Here is an 18,703-nt window from a genome sequence, read left to right on the forward strand (position 1 = left end):
AGCTATCGCAACCTATTATGATCGAAGCATGACAAGCGCTTGGCCGATATTAGCAATTCCATAACCGTCCCTCGGTGAAAATTGGCGGCGACTGCCCCGAAATCAAGGCCCGAGCCGTGAACGAACTTTTGATTATCGCCGATCCGCGCCTGATGTCCGAGCGCAGCGCCTGGCTCCAGAGCCTGGAAAGCGAACGCCGTCTTTCGGAACACACGCTCGACGCCTACGAGCGCGACAGCCGCCAGTTCCTGACCTTCCTCACCGGCCATCTCGGCGGCCCCACGACGCTGAAGGATATCGAGGCGCTCCGCCCCGCCGATTTCCGCGCCTTCCTCGCCGCCCGCCGCAAGGAAGGATCCGGCGCCCGTTCGCTCGGCCGCAATCTCGCCGGCCTGCGCTCGCTGCTGCGCTATCTCGAGAAGAAGGGATTGGTGAACGCCGCAGGCGCCAGCGCGGTGCGCTCACCGAAGCAGCCGAAATCGCTGCCGAAGCCACTCTCCGACCGGCAGGCCGTCACCGTCGTCAGTGACGAGGCACAGATGCACGATGCCCCCTGGATCGCGGCGCGCGATGCTGCCGTCATGACGCTTCTCTATGGCTGCGGGCTGCGTATATCCGAGGCACTCGATCTGACGCCCGGCGATTTCCACGATGCCGCGACCTCGCTGCGTATCACCGGTAAGGGCAACAAGACCCGGCTCGTGCCGCTTCTCGCCATCGTCAGCGAGGCCGTCGGCAAGTACCGCGCGCTCTGCCCGTTTCATCTTGAAGCAGCCGAACCTCTCTTCCGCGGCGCCCGCGGCGGCAAGCTGCAGCCGGCGATCATCCAGCGTACCATGCAGAAGATGCGCAGCGCCTTCGGCCTGCCGGAGACGGCAACGCCGCATGCGCTGCGCCACTCCTTCGCAACGCATCTGCTTGCCGGTGGCGGCGACCTTCGCACCATTCAGGAGCTTCTCGGCCACGCCAGCCTGTCCACCACGCAGGTCTATACCGGTGTCGATTCGGCAAGGTTGCTCGAGGTCTACGATCGTGCCCATCCAAGGGCGTAATCATTCGTTAACGCTTTCCCTTAAAGGAATATGCGCGAAGGCGGCGTAGAGCATGGATCTGATTAAGCATAGCGAGCGGAAGCAATCATGACGATTTCCATCGGCCATCGCAGATTTGAGATTGCGCAGCCGGGCAACATCCTGCTCTGGCTGATCGCGGCCTTCCACATGCTGCTCGCCGCGTCGCTGCTCGCCGTCCTCTTCTCGGTCACACCTGCCGCGGCAGCCGATGACAGCTGCTCCGGCAAGGACCTGATGGCCGAGCTGAAGCAATCCGATCCCGCCCGCTATGCCGAAGTCGTCAAGGAAGCCGATGCCGTGCCGAACGGCAAAGGTATCTTCTGGAAAATCGAGAAACCGGGCCTGAAGCCGTCCTGGCTGCTCGGCAGCATGCATGTCACCGACCCGCGCGTCCTGAATCTGCCCGCCTACGCCCAGACCGCCCACGACAACGCCGATACGATCGTCATCGAATCCGACGAAATCCTCGACGAGAAGAAGGCTGCCGCCGCCCTGCTCGCCCGTCCCGATCTGACGATGTTTACCGACGGCACGACGATCCAGAAGCTGCTCTCGCCGGAAGATTACGCCCGCCTCGACGCCGGCCTGAAGCAGCGCGGCATTCCGCTCGCGGCCGTTTCGCGCATGCGCCCCTGGATGATTGCCAGCGCCGTCGCCCTCCCCGCCTGCGAGATCGCCCGCAAGGCCAAGGGCGTCCAGTTCCTCGACCAGAAGATCGCTGCCGACGCCGTCAAGGAAGGCAAGCAGGTCAAGGGTCTCGAAACCCTTGCCGAACAGCTGCAGGCCATGGCCGAGCTGCCGATGGAGTTTCATCTGAAGTCGCTGATCGAAACGCTGGAACTCGGCCCGAAGATGAACGACGTCGTCGAGACCATGACTGACCTCTACCTCTCGGGCAACGTCGGCATGACCATCCCGATGCTGAAGACCGTCTCCCCCGAAGAAGGCGGTGACGGCGACTATGCCGCCTTCGAGCAGCGCATCATCCTCGACCGCAACAAGGTCATGGCCGACCGCGCCGCCCCCATCCTCGCCGCCGGCAACGTCTTCATGGCCGTCGGCGCCCTGCACCTGCCGGGCGACAAGGGCGTTATCGAGCTGCTGCGTCAGCAGGGCTTTACGGTCACTGCGGTGAACTGAGCCGGAAGGCTACAGGTCTCAAACCCCAAACTCACCCTCATTCCTGTGCTCGTCATGGGAATCCAGCCGGCCCAAGTCCTTGGGCTGAAGAGACGCGCGCGCGCCGCCATACCCCGCGCCCCCCTCATCCGACCCTTCGGGCCACCTTCTCCCCGCTGGGGAGAAGGGAAAGTCGAGGGTGCCCCTTGCGCCAACTTCCCCTCTCCCCCGCGGGGAGAGGGCAGGGTGAGGGGGCTCCGGGCTCGAGCTGCCGGCTAAGGCCCAAAACGCCAGGCACAAAAAAGCCGCGGCCCTCTCAGACCGCGGCTTCATACTAACCTGCTACCGATCTCACATATGGATCGGCTTGAAGAACGCCGCCAGCGCAGCTTCCTTCACGGCTTCCGACATCGTCGGATGCGCATGGCAGGTGCGGCCGAGGTCTTCGGCGGAGCCGCCGAATTCCATGAGAACGGCGATCTCGTGGATCATCTCGCCGGCGCCGAAGCCGACGATGTGGCCGCCGAGAACGCGGTCGGTTTCCTTGTCCGACAGGATCTTCACGAAGCCGTCGGTCGCCAGCATGGCGCGGGCGCGGCCGTTGGCGGTGAAGGGGAACTTGCCGGTCTTGTAGGCGATGCCTGCAGCCTTCAGTTCTTCCTCGGTCTTGCCGACGGAAGCGACTTCCGGCTGCGTGTAGACGACGCTCGGGATGACGTCGTAGTTCACATGGCCGTGCTGACCGGCGAGGATTTCGGCGAGTGCCACACCTTCGTCTTCAGCCTTATGGGCCAGCATCGGACCCTTGACGACGTCGCCGATTGCATAGATGCCGTCGACATTGGTCTTGAAGTGGCCGTCGATCTCGACGCGGCCGCGGTTGTCGAGCTTAACGCCGGCTTCCTCGAGGCCGAGGCCGGCGGTGTAGGGCACGCGGCCGGTGGAGATCAGCACGACATCGGCTTCAACGGTCTGGGCGTCACCACCCTTGACCGGTTCGAAGGTGACCTTCGCGCCTTTGCCGCCCTTCTCGACGCCGGTAACCTTGGCGCTGAGATTAATCTCGATGCCCTGCTTGCCGAGCATGCGTTGGAACTGCTTGGAAACGTCGCCATCCATCGCGCCGAGGATCTTGTCGAGATACTCGATGACGGTGACTTTGGCGCCGAGGCGCGACCAGACCGAGCCGAGCTCGAGGCCGATGACGCCGCCGCCGACGACGATCATCGTCTCCGGCACCTTGTCGAGCGCGATCGCACCCGTCGAGGAGACGATGATCTTCTCGTCGATATCGACCTTGACGCCCGGAATGCCGGCGACGTCGGAGCCGGTGGCAATCACGATGTTCTTGGCTTCGAGTTCCTGCACCTTGCCGTCTTCGGCGGTGACGGAAACCTTGCCGGCGGAGACGATCTTGCCGGTGCCCTGGAAGGCATCGATCTTGTTCTTCTTGAACAGGAAGGCGACGCCATCGACGTTCGACTTCACGGTCGCATCCTTATGCGCCAGCATCTTTTCGAGATTGAGCTTCGGAGCCGCGACCTCGATGCCGAGGGCGTCCATGCCGTGCGCGGCCTGATGGAACATCTCGGAGGCATGCAGCAGCGCCTTGGACGGAATGCAGCCGACATTGAGGCAGGTGCCGCCGTAGGTCGCACGCTTTTCGACGACCGCAACCTTCAGGCCGAGCTGCGCGGCCTTGATTGCCGCGACATAACCGCCAGGGCCGGTTCCGATAACGATCACATCGTAAGCCATTGTTCTTTTCCTTTTGTTTGTCCGTTGGTCAGGAAATGGAAATGCCTAGCGCCCGCCGCTCACATTCATGATGGCGCCGGTCACATAGGAAGAATTCGAAGAGAGAAGATAAAGCACCGCATCCGCGACCTCGCCGGCCGTTCCGGGCCGCTGCATCGGAATGGAAGGCGCCATGTCCTTGGCGCGATCCGGCAGGCCGCCGGACGCATGAATATCGGTATCGATGATGCCCGGGCGGATGGCATTGACACGCACGCCCTCCGTCGCGACTTCGCGCGCCAGACCGATCGTGAACGTGTCGATCGCCGCCTTGGAGGCCGCGTAGTCGACATATTGCGACGGCGAACCGATGATCGCCGCCATCGAGGAGATGTTGACGATCGAGCCACCCTTGCCGCCGTGACGGGTCGACATGCGGCGCACAGCCTCGGCAGCGCAGAGAACCGAACCGGTGATATTGATGCGCATCATCCGCTCGATGCGCTCGACGCTCATCTCATCGACGCGCTGCGGCTGATCGACGATACCGGCATTGTTGACGAGGCCATCGAGCCGGCCGAAATGCTTGTCGACGGCTGCGAACATTGCGGTGATATCGGCCGCATTGCCGACATCGCCCTTGACGGCGAAAGCGTCCCCGCCCTGGCCTACGATATCACTGACGACAGCATCAGCGGCATCCTTGTTGGATGCGTAGTTGACGGCCACGCGCCATCCCTGGCTAGCGGCAAGCCTGCAGACCGCGGCACCGATGCCACGGCTTCCGCCGGTGACGAGGAGAACAGGTGCGCCGCTCATTTCGTGCATTCCTTGAAGGCAAAGACATCCCAGGGCGCGGCAACCTGTTTGCCTTCGCCGAGAATGGTGGAATCGCGAAGCGCCGGACCAATTGCCGGAAGCACGATGCTGTCGACGGCATTCGCCTTCTCGGCCGGCAGATTGTCGATCACGCCCTTGGCATCGACGCCGTAGACCGGCCCCTGCCAGATCGTGCAGGCATCGAGATCGGCACCTGTCGCATCGCCATCGGGGCAATGGAACATCACCATGCCGATTGTCCGCGTCGGGTCTTCCGAAGGCATGACATAGCCGTCGAGCACGGCATCGCTGTCCTTCACGGTCATCTTGAACTGGTTGTTGGCAGCGGCCGCATCGGAGTTCAGCGGCTGGAACTTCAGCTGGTAGATACCATCGCGATCGGCATAGACGGCATGCGACTGCAGGCAATCCGCCGCTGCCGCGATATCCGGCAGGGTCAGGGCAGAGACCGCAAACAGGGCTGCAAGGCTAGCTTTCTTGCTCATTGCGCCACCGGCTCCTTACGCCCGTCGGAATTCTCGATCACATAAAAATCCGTCAGCATCACCAGCGGATGACCGTCTTCGGCCAGTCCCCAGAAAACCGGATAGAAACCGTCGCCCCAGCCGCTCCAGAAAATCGCGACATTGCCCGGCTTTCCCGATACCGGCGAATGCAGCGCATAGCGCCCGCCGTTGGCATCGAGTTCCGGGGCGATGATGTCGTAGTAGTTCACATCCTCGTCCGGCTTTGCCGCCTGCGCGGTCTCCGCCCGCTCTTCCAAGAGCTTCAGCGTATCGGCATCCATGTAAGCGCCGAGGCCGGCATCGACAGGATAGCCGAAGATCTCGTCGTCCTTCAGGCTCGCCGGATCCTGCCCGGGGATCGCCGCCATCTCCCAGCGAACCGGCTTGCCTTCGCCAAAGCGCATGCTGGCGGCGGCAACGCGGCCGAAGGCCTGATAAAGAGTCACGGGATAGTTGCCGGGAGGCACGGTCCTGACAAAGGCAGGGCGGTCAGGCTGGGCCAGCGGATCGGCGGCGATGATACGGCCGGATGTCAGCTGCACGTCGCCCATCTTCACCGTGGTGATCTTGCGCTCGGCAAGGGCTGCATCATCCAGCGAGACCAGGTCGAAATTGCTGCTCGCCTTGGAGATATCCCAGGCGGCAGCGGAAGCCGGAACCGGAAGATGCACTGCGGCTGCGCACAAAAGCGCCAATGCCGCCTGCTTGATCCGGTTCCGCATCGGATTTGCTCCGCTTAGAGATCGAGAACCAGACGCTCCGGATCTTCCAGGCTTTCCTTGACGCGGACGAGGAAGGTGACTGCTTCCTTGCCGTCGACGATGCGGTGATCGTAGGAGAGCGCGAGATACATCATCGGACGGATGACGATCTGGCCGCCGACGACCACAGGACGGTCCTGAATCTTGTGCATGCCGAGGATACCCGACTGCGGAGCGTTCAGGATCGGCGAGGACATCAGCGAGCCGTAGACGCCACCGTTGGTGATCGTGAACGTGCCACCCTGCATGTCGGCCATCGACAGCGAACCGTCACGGGCAGCCTTTGCAAGACGGCCGAGTTCCTTTTCGATCTCGGCGATCGACATCTGGTCGGCGTCACGGATGACCGGAACGACAAGACCCTTATCCGTGCCGACAGCCATGCCGACGTGGCAGAAGTTCTTGTAGATGATGTCGGTGCCGTCGATCTCGGCGTTGACGGCCGGGAGTTCCTTCAGCGCGTGGGTCACGGCCTTGGTGAAGAAGCCCATGAAGCCGAGCTTCACGCCATGCTTCTTTTCGAAGACGTCCTTGTACTTGGCGCGCAGGTCCATGACAGCCTTCATGTCCACCTCGTTATAGGTGGTCAGCATGGCAGCCGTGTTCTGGGCGTCCTTCAGGCGCTTCGCGATCGTCTGGCGCAGACGCGTCATCTTCACGCGCTCTTCGCGGCCGGCGTCTTCGACGGTCGAAGGTGCGCGGGCGGCAACCGGGGCGGCCGGTGCAGCAGCCGGAGCCGATACACCCTTGGCAACGGCAGCGATGACATCGCCCTTCAGGACCTGGCCACGCTTGCCGGAACCATCGACCTGCTCCGCCGAGATGTTGTTTTCAGCGAGCATCTTTGCAGCAGCCGGAGCCGGCGGCATGGAGGACGGTGCGGCAGCCGGTGCAGCCGGTGCAGCAGCAACCGGTTCGGCAACCTTGGCCGGAGCGGCAGCGGCGGGCGCGGCAGCCGGGGCTGCAGCGGCGGCACCTTCGGCAATCTGGCCGAGCAGCGCGCCGAGGCCGACGGTTTCACCGGCCTGGGCAACGATTTCGGACAGCGTGCCGGAGGCCGGAGCCGGGACTTCGATGGTCACCTTGTCGGTTTCAAGCTCGAGGATCGGCTCGTCTGCCTTGATGGCATCGCCGACCTTCTTGAACCAGGTGCCGACTGTCGCCTCGCTGACGGACTCACCGAGAGTTGGAACGCGGATTTCTGTGGCCATGATTTTAGTTTCCGTTGATCAGTTTGTTTCGATCGTTGTTCGTTTCGAGGGTCAGCCGCCCAGCGCATCCTCAAGGAATGCGGCAAGCTGCGACAGGTGCTTGGACATCAGGCCCGTTGCCGGCGAAGCGGCGGCCGGGCGGCCCGTGTAACGGACGCGCTGATACTTCGCATCGATATGGGCGAGAACCCATTCCAGATACGGGTCGATGAACGACCATGCACCCATGTTCTTCGGCTCTTCCTGGCACCAGACCATTTCCGCATTCCGGAAGCGGCTGAGCTCGTTGATGAGCGCCTTTGCCGGGAACGGATAGAGCTGTTCGACGCGCAGCAGGTAGATGTCGTCGATGCCGCGCTTTTCGCGCTCTTCGAGCAGGTCGTAATAGACCTTGCCGGTGCAGAGCACGACGCGGCGAATCTTGGCATCCTTCTGCAGCTTGATCGGGCCGTCCTTGATGACCTCGGCATCGTCCCACAGGAGACGGTGGAAGGAAGACTCGCCGGCCATCTCAGCCAGGGTCGAAACCGCACGCTTGTGGCGCAGCAGCGACTTCGGCGTCATCAGCACGAGCGGCTTGCGGAAGTCGCGCTTCAGCTGACGGCGAAGGATATGGAAGTAGTTCGACGGCGTCGTGACGTTGGCGACCTGCATGTTGTCTTCGGCGCAGAGCTGGAGGAAGCGCTCCAGGCGTGCCGAGGAGTGCTCCGGACCCTGACCTTCATAGCCATGCGGCAGAAGGCAGACGAGACCGGACATTCGCAGCCACTTGCGTTCGCCCGACGAAATGAACTGGTCGAACACGACCTGTGCACCGTTGGCGAAGTCGCCGAACTGGGCTTCCCAGAGGGTCAGCGCATTCGGGCGGGCCAGCGAGTAGCCGTATTCGAAGCCGAGAACCGCTTCTTCCGAAAGCATCGAGTTGATGACTTCGTAACGCGCCTGGGTCGGCGACAGGTTGGCGAGCGGGATGTAGCGCTCTTCCGTTTCCTGATCGTAGAGGACCGAGTGACGCTGCGAGAAGGTGCCGCGTTCGCAATCCTGACCCGACAGGCGGATCTTGTGACCTTCCGTGACCAGCGAGCCGAATGCCAGGGCTTCCGCCATTGCCCAGTCGAGGTTTTCACCCGTCTGGATCATGTTGGCGCGGTTTTCCATGAAGCGCTGGATGGTGCGGTGTGCATGGAAGCCTTCCGGAATTTCGGAGAGCTTGCGGCCGATTTCCTTCAGCTGCTTCATCGGAACGGCGGTCTTGCCGCGGCGCTGTTCATCGGCATTGTCAGCCGTGCGCAGACCCGACCACTCGCCGTCCAGCCAGTCGGCCTTGTTCGGCTTGTAGCTCTGGCCGGCCTCGAACTCCTGCTCGAGATGGGCACGCCAGTCGGCCTTCATCTTTTCGACTTCGCCTTCGGTCAGCAGGCCTTCGCCGATCAGACGCTCGGCGTAGATCTGCAGCACGGTCTTGTGGCCGCGGATGACCTTGTACATCTTCGGCTGCGTGAAGGACGGCTCGTCGCCTTCGTTGTGGCCATAGCGGCGGTAGCAGAACATGTCGAGGACGACAGGCTTGTGGAACTTCATGCGAAATTCCATGGCAACCTTGGCGCCGTAGACGACCGCTTCCGGATCGTCGCCGTTGACGTGCAGAATCGGCGCTTCGATCATCTTGGCGACGTCGGACGGATAGGGCGACGAACGCGAGAAGGCCGGGTTCGTGGTGAAGCCGATCTGGTTGTTGATGATGACGTGCATCGTACCGGCAACGCGGTGACCGCGCAGGCCGGAAAGGCCGAGGATTTCAGCGATGACGCCCTGGCCGGCGAAGGCCGCGTCACCGTGGATCAGCAGCGGCAGAACCTTGGAGCGTTCGGACAGCGGAATGGTGTCGCCGTCCCAGACGGTAGCGCCCATGTCCTGCTTGGCGCGGGCCTTGCCCATGACAACAGGGTCGACGATTTCGAGATGCGACGGGTTTGCCGTCAGCGAAACGTGAACCTTGTTGCCGTCGAATTCGCGGTCGGAGGAAGCACCGAGATGGTACTTCACGTCGCCGGAACCTTCGACTTCGTCAGGCGCGTAGGAGCCGCCCTTGAACTCGTGGAAGATGGCGCGGTGCGGCTTGCCCATGACCTGGGAAAGCACGTTCAGACGGCCGCGGTGGGCCATGCCGAACACGGCTTCCTTGAGGCCGAGCGAACCGCCGCGCTTCAGGATCTGCTCGAGAGCCGGGATCAGCGATTCACCGCCGTCGAGACCGAAACGCTTGGTGCCCTTGAACTTGACGTCGAGGAACTGCTCGTAGCCTTCGGCTTCGATGACCTTCTGCAGGATCGCCTTCTTGCCTTCGGGGGTGAACGCCACGCCCTTGTCCGGACCTTCGATACGTTCCTGGATCCAGGCCTTCTCTTCCGGATTGGAGATGTGCATGAATTCGACGCCGAGCGTCGAGCAATAGGTGCGCTCGAGAATCTCGATCATCTCGCGGATGGTCGCGTATTCGAGGCCGAGAACGTTGTCGATGAAGATCTTGCGATCGTAATCGGCGGCTGTGAAACCGTAATTTTCGGGCGACAGCTCGTGGTAATCTTCAACCGGAGCAGCGATGCCGAGCGGGTCGAGCTTGGCATGCAGGTGGCCGCGCATGCGGTAGGCGCGGATCATCATGATGGCGCGGACGGAATCGCGCGTCGCCTGCAGGACATCGGCGGCTTCCGCCGGCTTGCCTGCGGCTTCGGCCTTCGCCTTCACCTTGGTCTCGATGACCTTCTCGACGATGCCCCAGTCGCCATCGAGCGCCGAGACGAGATCGCCACCGGCCGGGATCGGCCAGTGCTTCTTGCGCCAGGATGCACCCTTGGCCGCCTTCTTCACATCAGCGGGATCGTCGTCGAGCGCCTTGAAGAAGGTGCGCCACTGTTCGTCGACCGATGACGGATCGTCTTCATAACGGGCGTAGAGCTGCTCGATATAAGCAGCGTTTGCGCCATCCAGAAACGAAGTGATCTGAAACTGCTCGTTGGCTTCTTGCCGTGCCATGGTGTTATGCGGACGCTTCCGCCCGCCTCCTGACTAAGATGAGTTTGCCGGCCATCTCGCCGGCTGCCGCATTTCCATTTGCCGCCTGTCCGCGGCACATCTGCATTCGAAAGGTCAGCCGGGCGGAGGAGGCAGATGCAGTCCGCCGCCCGGGTCTTATGTCGGATCAGCCCTTGAGGACTTCAACCAGCGTCTTGCCGAGGCGAGCCGGAGAAGGCGACACCTTGATGCCTGCCGATTCCATGGCTGCGATCTTCGATTCCGCATCGCCCTTGCCGCCGGAAACGACCGCGCCGGCGTGACCCATGGTGCGGCCCTTCGGAGCGGTACGGCCGGCGATGAAGCCGGCCATCGGCTTCTTGCGGCCCTTCTTGGCTTCATCCTTGAGGAACTGGGCCGCGTCTTCTTCAGCCGAGCCGCCGATTTCGCCGATCATGATGATCGAGGTCGTGGCTTCATCGGCCAGGAACATCTCGAGCACGTCGATGAATTCGGTGCCCTTGACCGGGTCGCCGCCGATGCCGACAGCCGTCGTCTGGCCGAGGCCTTCGTTCGAGGTCTGGAAGACGGCTTCATAGGTTAGCGTGCCGGAGCGCGAAACGATACCGACCGAACCCTTGCGGAAGATCGAGCCCGGCATGATGCCGATCTTGCATTCTTCCGGCGTCAGGATACCCGGGCAGTTCGGGCCGAGCAGACGCGACTTGGAGCGGTCGAGGCGAGCCTTGACGCGGACCATGTCCATGACCGGGATGCCTTCGGTGATGCAGGTGATGAACGGGATCTCGGCGTCGATCGCTTCGATGATCGCGTCTGCAGCGCCTGCCGGCGGAACGTAGATGACGGACGCGTCAGCGCCGGTCTTCTCGCGGCCTTCGGCGACGGAAGCGAAGATCGGCAGGCTTTCGCCCTTCGAGCCGGTCCAGGTTTCGCCACCCTTCTTCGGGTGGATACCGCCGACCATCTGCGTGCCGTAGTAGGCGAGAGCCTGTTCGGTGTGGAAGGTACCGGTCTTGCCGGTCAGGCCCTGAACGAGAACCTTGGTATTCTTGTTTACGAGAATAGACATCTATCAGGTCCTCAAATTAGGCGTTGATCGCCGCGACGATCTTCTTCGCGGCATCGTCGAGATCGTCAGCCGCCGTGATCGCCAGACCCGACTCGTTCAGGATCTTCTTGCCGAGCTCGACATTGGTGCCTTCGAGGCGAACGACGAGCGGAACCTTGAGGCCGACTTCCTGCACGGCAGCGACGACGCCTTCAGCGATGACATCGCACTTCATGATGCCGCCGAAGATGTTGACGAGAATGCCTTCGACCTTGGGGTCGGCAGTGATGATCTTGAAGGCTGCAGCCACCTTCTCCTTGCCGGCGCCACCGCCGACGTCGCAGAAGTTTGCCGGCTCCTTGCCGTACAGCTTGATGATGTCCATCGTCGCCATGGCGAGGCCTGCGCCGTTGACCATGCAGCCGATGTTGCCGTCGAGGGCAACGTAGGCGAGGTCCCACTTGGAGGCTTCGATTTCCTTGGCGTCTTCTTCCGTCTCGTCGCGCAGCGCCTTGACGTCGTCATGGCGGAACAGCGCGTTGCCGTCGAAGGACATCTTGGCGTCGAGAACGCGCAGATGACCGTCCTTCATGACGATCAGCGGGTTGACCTCGAGGAGAGCCATGTCCTTCTCGTTGAAGGCCTTGTAGAGCGCCGGGAACAGCGACTTCGCATCTTCGGCGGCAGCGCCGTCGAGCTGCAGGGCCTTGGAGATCGCAGCCACGTCGGCAGCCGTCACGCCGGTTTCCGGATTGATGGCGATCGTGTGGATCTTCTCGGGCGTGTCGTGGGCAACGGCTTCGATGTCCATGCCGCCTTCGGTCGAAACGACGAAGGCAACCTGGCCGACCGAGCGGTCGACGAGCAGCGAGCAGTAAAGTTCACGGGCAATGTCGGCGCCGTCTTCGATATAGAGACGGTTGACCTGCTTGCCGGCTTCGCCCGTCTGCGCCGTTACCAGCGTGTTGCCGAGCATTTCCTTGGCGTGAGCGACGACTTCGTCGATCGACTTGGCGAGGCGAACGCCGCCCTTGGCGTCGGGGCCGAGTTCCTTGAACTTGCCCTTACCGCGGCCACCAGCATGGATCTGGCTCTTGACGACATAGAGCGGGCCGGGAAGCGACTTTGCAGCCGCTTCGGCTTCCTCGACCTTGAGGATCGGCACGCCACTTGCGACCGGCGCGCCGTAGCCCTTCAAGAGAGCCTTGGCCTGATATTCATGAATATTCATGGATCTATTCCTGTTTGAATTGCGTGGGGGCGCGCGGGAATTACTTCAGCGCAGGCGCAATGTTGATGCAGGCTTCACAAAGGCCGGCGACAGCAGCCACCGACTTGTCGAAGGCTTCCTTTTCGGCCTTGTTCAGGTCGATTTCGATGACGCGCTCGACACCGCCGGCACCGATGACGGTGGGAACGCCGACATACATGTCCTTGACGCCGTACTGGCCGGTGAGCTGCGCTGCGCAAGGCAGAACGCGCTTCTTGTCCTTGAGGTAGGATTCAGCCATCTCGATCGCCGAAGCGGCCGGAGCGTAATAGGCCGAGCCGGTCTTCAGCAGGCCGACGATTTCGGCGCCGCCGTCACGGGTGCGCTGGATGATTTCTTCGAGGCGCTCCTTGGTGACCCAACCCATGGTGACGAGGTCGGTCAGCGGGATACCGCCAACGGTCGAGTAGCGGGCGAGCGGCACCATCGTGTCGCCGTGGCCGCCGAGAACGAATGCGGTGACGTCCTGAACGGAAACGTTGAATTCCTTCGAGAGGAACAGGCGGAAACGCGAGCTATCCAGAACGCCGGCCATGCCGACGACCTTGTTGGCCGGAAGGCCGGAGAACTTCTGCAGGGCCCAGACCATCGCGTCGAGCGGGTTGGTGATGCAGATGACGAAAGCGTTCGGGGCATACTTCTTGATGCCGGCGCCGACCTGCTCCATGACCTTGAGGTTGATACCGAGAAGGTCGTCGCGGCTCATGCCCGGCTTGCGGGCGACACCTGCGGTGACGATGCAGACGTCAGCACCTTCGATCGCCGAGTAATCGCTGGCGCCGGTCAGGTTGACGTCGAAGCCTTCGACCGGAGACGACTGGGAGATGTCGAGGCCCTTGCCCTGCGGAATGCCGTCGGCAATGTCGAACAGAACGATGTCGCCGAGCTCCTTGAGACCGGCGAGATGCGCCAGCGTGCCACCAATCATGCCAGAACCAATGAGTGCGATCTTATTACGCGCCATTTCGCTTTTCCTTTGCGAATATAATCGGTCGGGCGGCGCGCGGCGGCGTCGTCCAATGCCGCAATCGCATAGACCTAAAGCCAAAAAATGGCAACGTGTTATTTTTGGTGTAGCATTTTCAATCGTTTAGATATCAAAATTCTTACGTAAACGTAAGATAATTTGTCACTAAAGTGTTACTCGGCAGCGGTCTTCTGATGATGCAGCGCAAGATATTCCGCGCTCCGCATCTCGAAGAGACGCGATGCCGTACGATCGAATTCGAAACCTTCCGTGCCCCTGCGTTCGGTCAGCAGATCCTCGGGCATGGCCGCGGCGGAAGCATGAAGCCGCACGCCATGGTCATATAGGGTATCGACGAGAATGATGAAGCGCTTGGACTGATTTCGCTTGTCGGGACCAAGCAGCGGAATGCGGTCGATGAAAATCGTGTCGAAACGCGCGGTGATCGCCAGAAAGTCGGCAGCGCCAAGCGGCTTGTCGCAGAGATCGCTGAAGGCGAAGCGCGCCATCCGGTCGACGGCGAGCGGCACCTGGATCGACCGGCCCTTCATCGGAATTTCGAGCGGCTGCGCCTTGCGCCCATGCAGCATCTGCGTCCAGGACGCATCCATTGCCATATCCGTCCGCTCGTCGATCGGCGTCAGATAGACGGGCTGGCTGTTCAGCTTCTCCATCCGGTAATCGGTGGGAGAATCGAGCGTCACGACGTCGACATTCTTCTTCAGCAGTTCGACGAAGGGCAGAAAGAGGCCGCGGTTGAGGCCGTCCCTGTAAAGATTGTCGGGCTCGACATTCGACGTCGCGATCAGCACGCAACCGCGGGCGAAAAGCTCTGAGAACAGTCGCGACAGGATCATCGCATCGGCAATGTCGGTGACCGTGAACTCGTCGAAGCAGAGAAGCTCGGCCTCTTCATAGAGGGAGGCCGCGACCGGCGGCATCGGATCCGCCTGCTTGGTCTCGCCATCCTTCAGCTTCTGGCGGTGGACGGCGATGCGGTTATGCACGTCGGCCATGAATTCGTGGAAATGCGCCCGTCGTTTCTTCTTGCAGGGCGCCATGCCGAAGAACATGTCCATCAGCATCGTCTTGCCGCGGCCGACGCTGCCATGGATGTAGAGCCCCTTGATCCCCTGCTCGGCCTTCTTCTTGGAAGCAAACAGCCAGCCGAGAGCGCTGGACTTGGCCGCGGGGCGGCGCTGCTTCAGCTGCGAAAGAACCCGGTCCAGGTTCTTTGCCACGTCCATCTGTGCGGAATCGACCTGCAAATCACCGTTGGCCGTCAGCGACTTCAACTGTTCGCTGACGCTCAGGGCGTAGTCTGGCATTGGCTGCATGAGAGCAAATCCGCCTATGCGTGGCCGGCGGACCTGCCGCCGGATGAATTACCGGCTGAGGGTGATTGCCTGGCCGCCGCTGGTCTGGCCGGAGAAGCTGTTGTCGGCGGTCTTGTAGACGCTGCCGATCTGGTTGCCGCTGCGGTCCTTGAGCAGAACCTGCTTGCCGGACACTTCCCAGGAACCCATCGCTGTCAGTTCGCCGGCGCAACCGCGCGTACCGCCGCGCGAGCCGCTGCCGAGATTGGTCAGCGTCAGGAACATGTCGCAGCTGCCGTTGACGCGCCAGCTGCCAACCATCGATTCTTTGGTGACATCGAGAGCGTTTGCGGCCATGGCGCCCGGGGCTGCCGGAGCGGCAGGCGCCGCGCTCGGTGCGGCCGGGAACTGCGATGCGCCGCCCGGAGGGGGCAGCTGGCCGCCCTGCACCGACGGCACGGGCTGCGCCGTCAGCGGCGCCGGCTGGCTGCTGTAACTAGCGTTGTCATAGGCCGTACGCTGGCAGCCAGCGAGTGACAGAACAACCGCCACACCTGTCATCGCATATCGCAACTGCATCTTGAGGCTCCCGAATATTCGCTTTGCCGCATCAAAAATAGTCATCGGACTAATTTTCGAATTAACGTATTTCACTTTGGTTAATCAAGTCGGCACAGCCGTAAATTGCCCGTGACAGGACCTAAGCCGGAACAGAGGCAATTCAAGCCGTGCGGAAGGACTTCTGAAGGCAGAATTTGTCATCAAGGTGATGACCGCGCATTCTTCCCCGGTTTGACCGGCCACCGGAAGAAAAACGGCGCCGCAAGCGGCGCCGTTCGATTTGCAGTCAGACGCGGCGCTCGACCATCATCTTCTTGATCTCGGCGATCGCCTTTGCCGGGTTCAGGCCCTTCGGGCAGGTCTGCGCGCAGTTCATGATCGTGTGGCAGCGATACAGGCGGAACGGATCCTCGAGATTGTCGAGGCGCTCGCCAGTCGCTTCGTCGCGGCTGTCGATCAGCCAGCGATAGGCCTGCAGCAGAACAGCCGGACCGAGATAACGGTCGCCGTTCCACCAGTAGCTCGGACAGGAGGTCGAGCAGCAGGCGCAGAGAATGCACTCGTAGAGGCCGTCCAGCTTCTGGCGGTCTTCGTGGCTCTGCTTCCATTCCTTCGCCGGCGTCGGCGAGACCGTCTTCAGCCAGGGCTCGATCGAACGGTGCTGGGCGTAGAAGTTGGTCAGGTCGGGAACGAGGTCCTTGACGACCGGCATATGCGGCAGCGGATAGATCTTCACCGAGCCCTTGATGTCGTCGAGACCCTTGGTGCAGGCGAGCGTATTCGTGCCGTCGATGTTCATCGCGCAGGAGCCGCAGATGCCTTCGCGGCAGGAGCGGCGCAGCGTCAGCGTCGGGTCGATCTTGTTCTTGATGTAGAGCAGACCGTCGAGCACCATCGGGCCGCAGTCGTCGACATCGATATAGAACGTGTCGATCGACGGGTTCTGGCCATCGTCGGGGCTCCAGCGATAGACGCGGAATTCGCGCGTGTTCTTGGCGCCCGCAGGCTTCGGCCAAACCTTGCCTTCGCGGATCTGGGAGTTCTTGGGGAGAGCGAGTTCAACCATGTTAAGATCCTAGTTTGCCGACAGGAAGTCCGTTTTCACGTACCCCCTGCAACCGCCGAAAGCAGCATTGCTCGCCCGCACGTATGCGACCGGCCCCTCACGCTTGATCACCTCGGCCTTTGTCCCAGGCCGAACGATGCATTCCAAATTTGGTGACATGAACGCGCCGTCAAGCGACGAACGCGCCCGGCGCGCGGCATTGGCCGACTTCCAAACGCCAACCTCGTTGACGACGGCAGCGGGAACACCACCCGGCGCGCGGAGCTTGTACCGCTCTGCCGCGAGTGCGGGAGAGGCGGCAGCTACAGCTCCAATTATAAGGGTGCAGCAAAATACCTTCATATCAGTACACGCGAGCCTTCGGCGCGATCTTCTTGGGATCGATGCCGTCTGCAATCAGCTCGGTGTGAACCGGGCGGTAGTCGAGCTTGACGTCACCTGCCTCGTTGACCCAGGCAAGCGTGTGCTTGCGCCAGTTGACGTCGTCGCGGCCGGCGAATGCGCCTTCCGTATAGTCTTCGCGCGCATGCGAACCGCGGCTCTCCTTGCGGGCCTCGGCGCCGTAGATCGTCGTGATGGCGTTGGCCATCAGGTTCTGCAGCTCGAGCGTTTCGACGAGGTCGGAGTTCCAGATCATCGAGCGGTCGGTGACCTTGATGTCCTTCATCTCGCCCCAGATCGCCGAAATGCGCTGGCAACCGGATTCCAGCGATTCCTGCGTGCGGAAGACGGCGGCGTCTTCCTGCATGGCGCGCTGCATCTTTTCACGCAGCACCGCCGTCGGCGTACCGCCGCTGGCGTGGCGCAGGCCGTCGAAGCGGTCCATGATCTTGTCGCAGGCAGCGACGTTGAGATGCGGGACGGGCGCTGCGCGGTCGATAACCTCGCCGGCGCGGATTGCGGCGGCGCGGCCGAAGACCACGAGGTCGATCAGCGAGTTGGAGCCGAGACGGTTGGCACCGTGCACCGAGGCGCAGCCCGCTTCACCGACAGCCATCAGGCCCGGAATGATCCGCTCAGGGTTATTGCTGTCGGCATTCAGCACTTCGCCCCAATAGTTGGTCGGGATGCCGCCCATATTGTAGTGGACGGTCGGCAGAACCGGGATCGGCTCGCGCGTCACGTCGACGCCGGCGAAGATCTTGGCGCTCTCGGAAATGCCCGGCAGGCGCTCATGCAGAACGGCCGGATCGAGATGGTCGAGATGCAGGAAGATGTGGTCCTTGTTCTTGCCGACGCCGCGGCCTTCGCGGATTTCCAGCGTCATGCAGCGCGAGACGACGTCACGCGAGGCAAGGTCCTTGGCCGACGGTGCGTAGCGTTCCATGAAGCGCTCACCCTCGGAGTTGACGAGGTAGCCGCCTTCACCGCGTGCGCCTTCCGTGATCAGACAGCCGGAACCGTAGATGCCGGTCGGGTGGAACTGGACGAATTCCATATCCTGCAGCGGCAGGCCAGCGCGGGCAACCATGCCACCGCCGTCGCCGGTGCACGTATGGGCCGACGTTGCCGAGAAATAGGCGCGGCCGTAACCGCCGGTCGCCAGCACCACCATCTTGGCGGCGAAGCGATGGATCGTGCCGTCATCGAGGTTCCAAGCAACGACGCCGGTGCAGCGGCTGCCGTCTTCCGACATGATCAGATCGAGCGCGAAATACTCGATGAAGAATTCAGCATTGTTTCGCAGCGACTGGCCATAGAGCGTGTGCAGGATGGCGTGGCCGGTGCGGTCGGCGACGGCGCAGGTACGCTGTACCGGCGGTCCCTCGCCGAAATTCTGCATGTGGCCGCCGAACGGGCGCTGGTAGATCTTGCCTTCCTCGTTGCGCGAGAACGGCACGCCGTAATGCTCGAGCTCATAGACCGCCTTCGGCGCTTCCATGGTGAGATACTGCATGGCATCGACGTCGCCGAGCCAGTCGGAACCCTTGACGGTGTCGTAAAGGTGCCACTGCCAGCTATCCGGCGTCATGTTCTGCAGCGACGCGGCAATGCCGCCCTGGGCGGCAACAGTGTGCGAACGCGTCGGGAATACCTTGGTGATGCAGGCGGTGCGGAAGCCCTGCTCTGCCATGCCGAGCGTGGCGCGCAGACCGGCGCCACCGGCGCCGACGACGATCACATCATAAGAGTGGTCGACGTACTTGTAGGCCTTCCCATTCTGAGCGGGTGAAGAGGGTGCCATGATACGG

Annotated in this window: 15 protein-coding genes; 2 read left to right on the forward strand and 13 right to left on the reverse strand. The window is 62.2% G+C overall.

Features of this window, described 5'->3' with window-relative positions:
- The first annotated feature begins 116 nt into the window (after window positions 1–116).
- The gene (locus ACODR6_RS09195) at window positions 117–1,052 is read left to right on the forward strand and encodes a tyrosine recombinase XerC (RefSeq protein ID WP_489022354.1); all 936 of its coding nucleotides are present in this window, start codon (window positions 117–119) and stop codon (window positions 1,050–1,052) included.
- 87 nt (window positions 1,053–1,139) lie between these two features.
- Window positions 1,140–2,213, forward strand: coding sequence for a TraB/GumN family protein (locus ACODR6_RS09200; protein WP_489022355.1), 1,074 nt, complete (start codon window positions 1,140–1,142; stop codon window positions 2,211–2,213).
- Between the two features lie 330 nt (window positions 2,214–2,543).
- On the opposite strand, the gene lpdA is transcribed toward ACODR6_RS09200, so the two are convergent.
- From lpdA to sdhA, 13 genes are all read right to left on the reverse strand, one after another.
- On the reverse strand, window positions 2,544–3,950 hold the full coding sequence (lpdA, locus tag ACODR6_RS09205) for a dihydrolipoyl dehydrogenase (protein WP_130283303.1): 1,407 nt from the start codon (window positions 3,948–3,950) through the stop codon (window positions 2,544–2,546).
- A 45-nt stretch (window positions 3,951–3,995) separates the two neighbouring features.
- Entirely contained in the window at window positions 3,996–4,748 is a 753-nt protein-coding gene (locus ACODR6_RS09210) for an SDR family oxidoreductase (protein ID WP_489022356.1), read from the reverse strand.
- Window positions 4,745–5,254, reverse strand: a complete 510-nt coding sequence (locus ACODR6_RS09215) for a hypothetical protein (RefSeq protein WP_199627864.1) — start codon at window positions 5,252–5,254, stop codon at window positions 4,745–4,747. The genes ACODR6_RS09210 and ACODR6_RS09215 overlap by 4 nt, the downstream gene beginning before the upstream one ends.
- On the reverse strand, window positions 5,251–5,997 hold the full coding sequence (locus tag ACODR6_RS09220) for a DUF4241 domain-containing protein (RefSeq protein ID WP_112717932.1): 747 nt from the start codon (window positions 5,995–5,997) through the stop codon (window positions 5,251–5,253). The genes ACODR6_RS09215 and ACODR6_RS09220 overlap by 4 nt, the downstream gene beginning before the upstream one ends.
- A 14-nt stretch (window positions 5,998–6,011) precedes the next feature.
- Window positions 6,012–7,247 (reverse strand): 2-oxoglutarate dehydrogenase complex dihydrolipoyllysine-residue succinyltransferase, encoded by a 1,236-nt coding sequence (gene odhB / locus ACODR6_RS09225; protein WP_489022357.1) that lies wholly within the window; start codon window positions 7,245–7,247, stop codon window positions 6,012–6,014.
- A 51-nt stretch (window positions 7,248–7,298) separates the two neighbouring features.
- Entirely contained in the window at window positions 7,299–10,283 is a 2,985-nt protein-coding gene (locus ACODR6_RS09230; RefSeq protein WP_130283293.1) for a 2-oxoglutarate dehydrogenase E1 component, read from the reverse strand.
- Window positions 10,284–10,449: 166 nt separating this feature from the next.
- Window positions 10,450–11,352 carry a succinate--CoA ligase subunit alpha gene (gene sucD, locus ACODR6_RS09235; RefSeq protein WP_112717926.1) on the reverse strand — a complete coding sequence of 301 codons (903 nt, stop codon included), beginning with the start codon at window positions 11,350–11,352 and terminating at the stop codon, window positions 10,450–10,452.
- A 16-nt stretch (window positions 11,353–11,368) separates the two neighbouring features.
- Window positions 11,369–12,562, reverse strand: coding sequence for an ADP-forming succinate--CoA ligase subunit beta (gene sucC / locus ACODR6_RS09240; protein ID WP_112717924.1), 1,194 nt, complete (start codon window positions 12,560–12,562; stop codon window positions 11,369–11,371).
- 40 nt (window positions 12,563–12,602) lie between these two features.
- Complete coding sequence (mdh, locus tag ACODR6_RS09245) at window positions 12,603–13,565, reverse strand: malate dehydrogenase (RefSeq protein WP_112385778.1); 963 nt, start codon at window positions 13,563–13,565, stop codon at window positions 12,603–12,605.
- A 176-nt stretch (window positions 13,566–13,741) separates the two neighbouring features.
- On the reverse strand, window positions 13,742–14,905 hold the full coding sequence (gene zapE / locus ACODR6_RS09250) for a cell division protein ZapE (RefSeq protein ID WP_489022358.1): 1,164 nt from the start codon (window positions 14,903–14,905) through the stop codon (window positions 13,742–13,744).
- Window positions 14,906–14,953: 48 nt separating this feature from the next.
- On the reverse strand, window positions 14,954–15,463 hold the full coding sequence (locus tag ACODR6_RS09255) for a protease inhibitor Inh/omp19 family protein (protein WP_199627870.1): 510 nt from the start codon (window positions 15,461–15,463) through the stop codon (window positions 14,954–14,956).
- A 268-nt stretch (window positions 15,464–15,731) separates the two neighbouring features.
- A complete protein-coding gene (locus tag ACODR6_RS09260; RefSeq protein WP_489022359.1) occupies window positions 15,732–16,511 on the reverse strand; it encodes a succinate dehydrogenase iron-sulfur subunit in 780 nt (259 codons plus the stop codon).
- Window positions 16,512–16,854: 343 nt separating this feature from the next.
- Window positions 16,855–18,696: a succinate dehydrogenase flavoprotein subunit gene (gene sdhA, locus ACODR6_RS09265; protein ID WP_130283281.1), complete on the reverse strand. Its 1,842-nt coding sequence runs from the start codon at window positions 18,694–18,696 to the stop codon at window positions 16,855–16,857.
- Window positions 18,697–18,703 lie beyond the last annotated feature (7 nt).

It is taken from the genome of Rhizobium sp. FG96 (assembly GCF_057808655.1).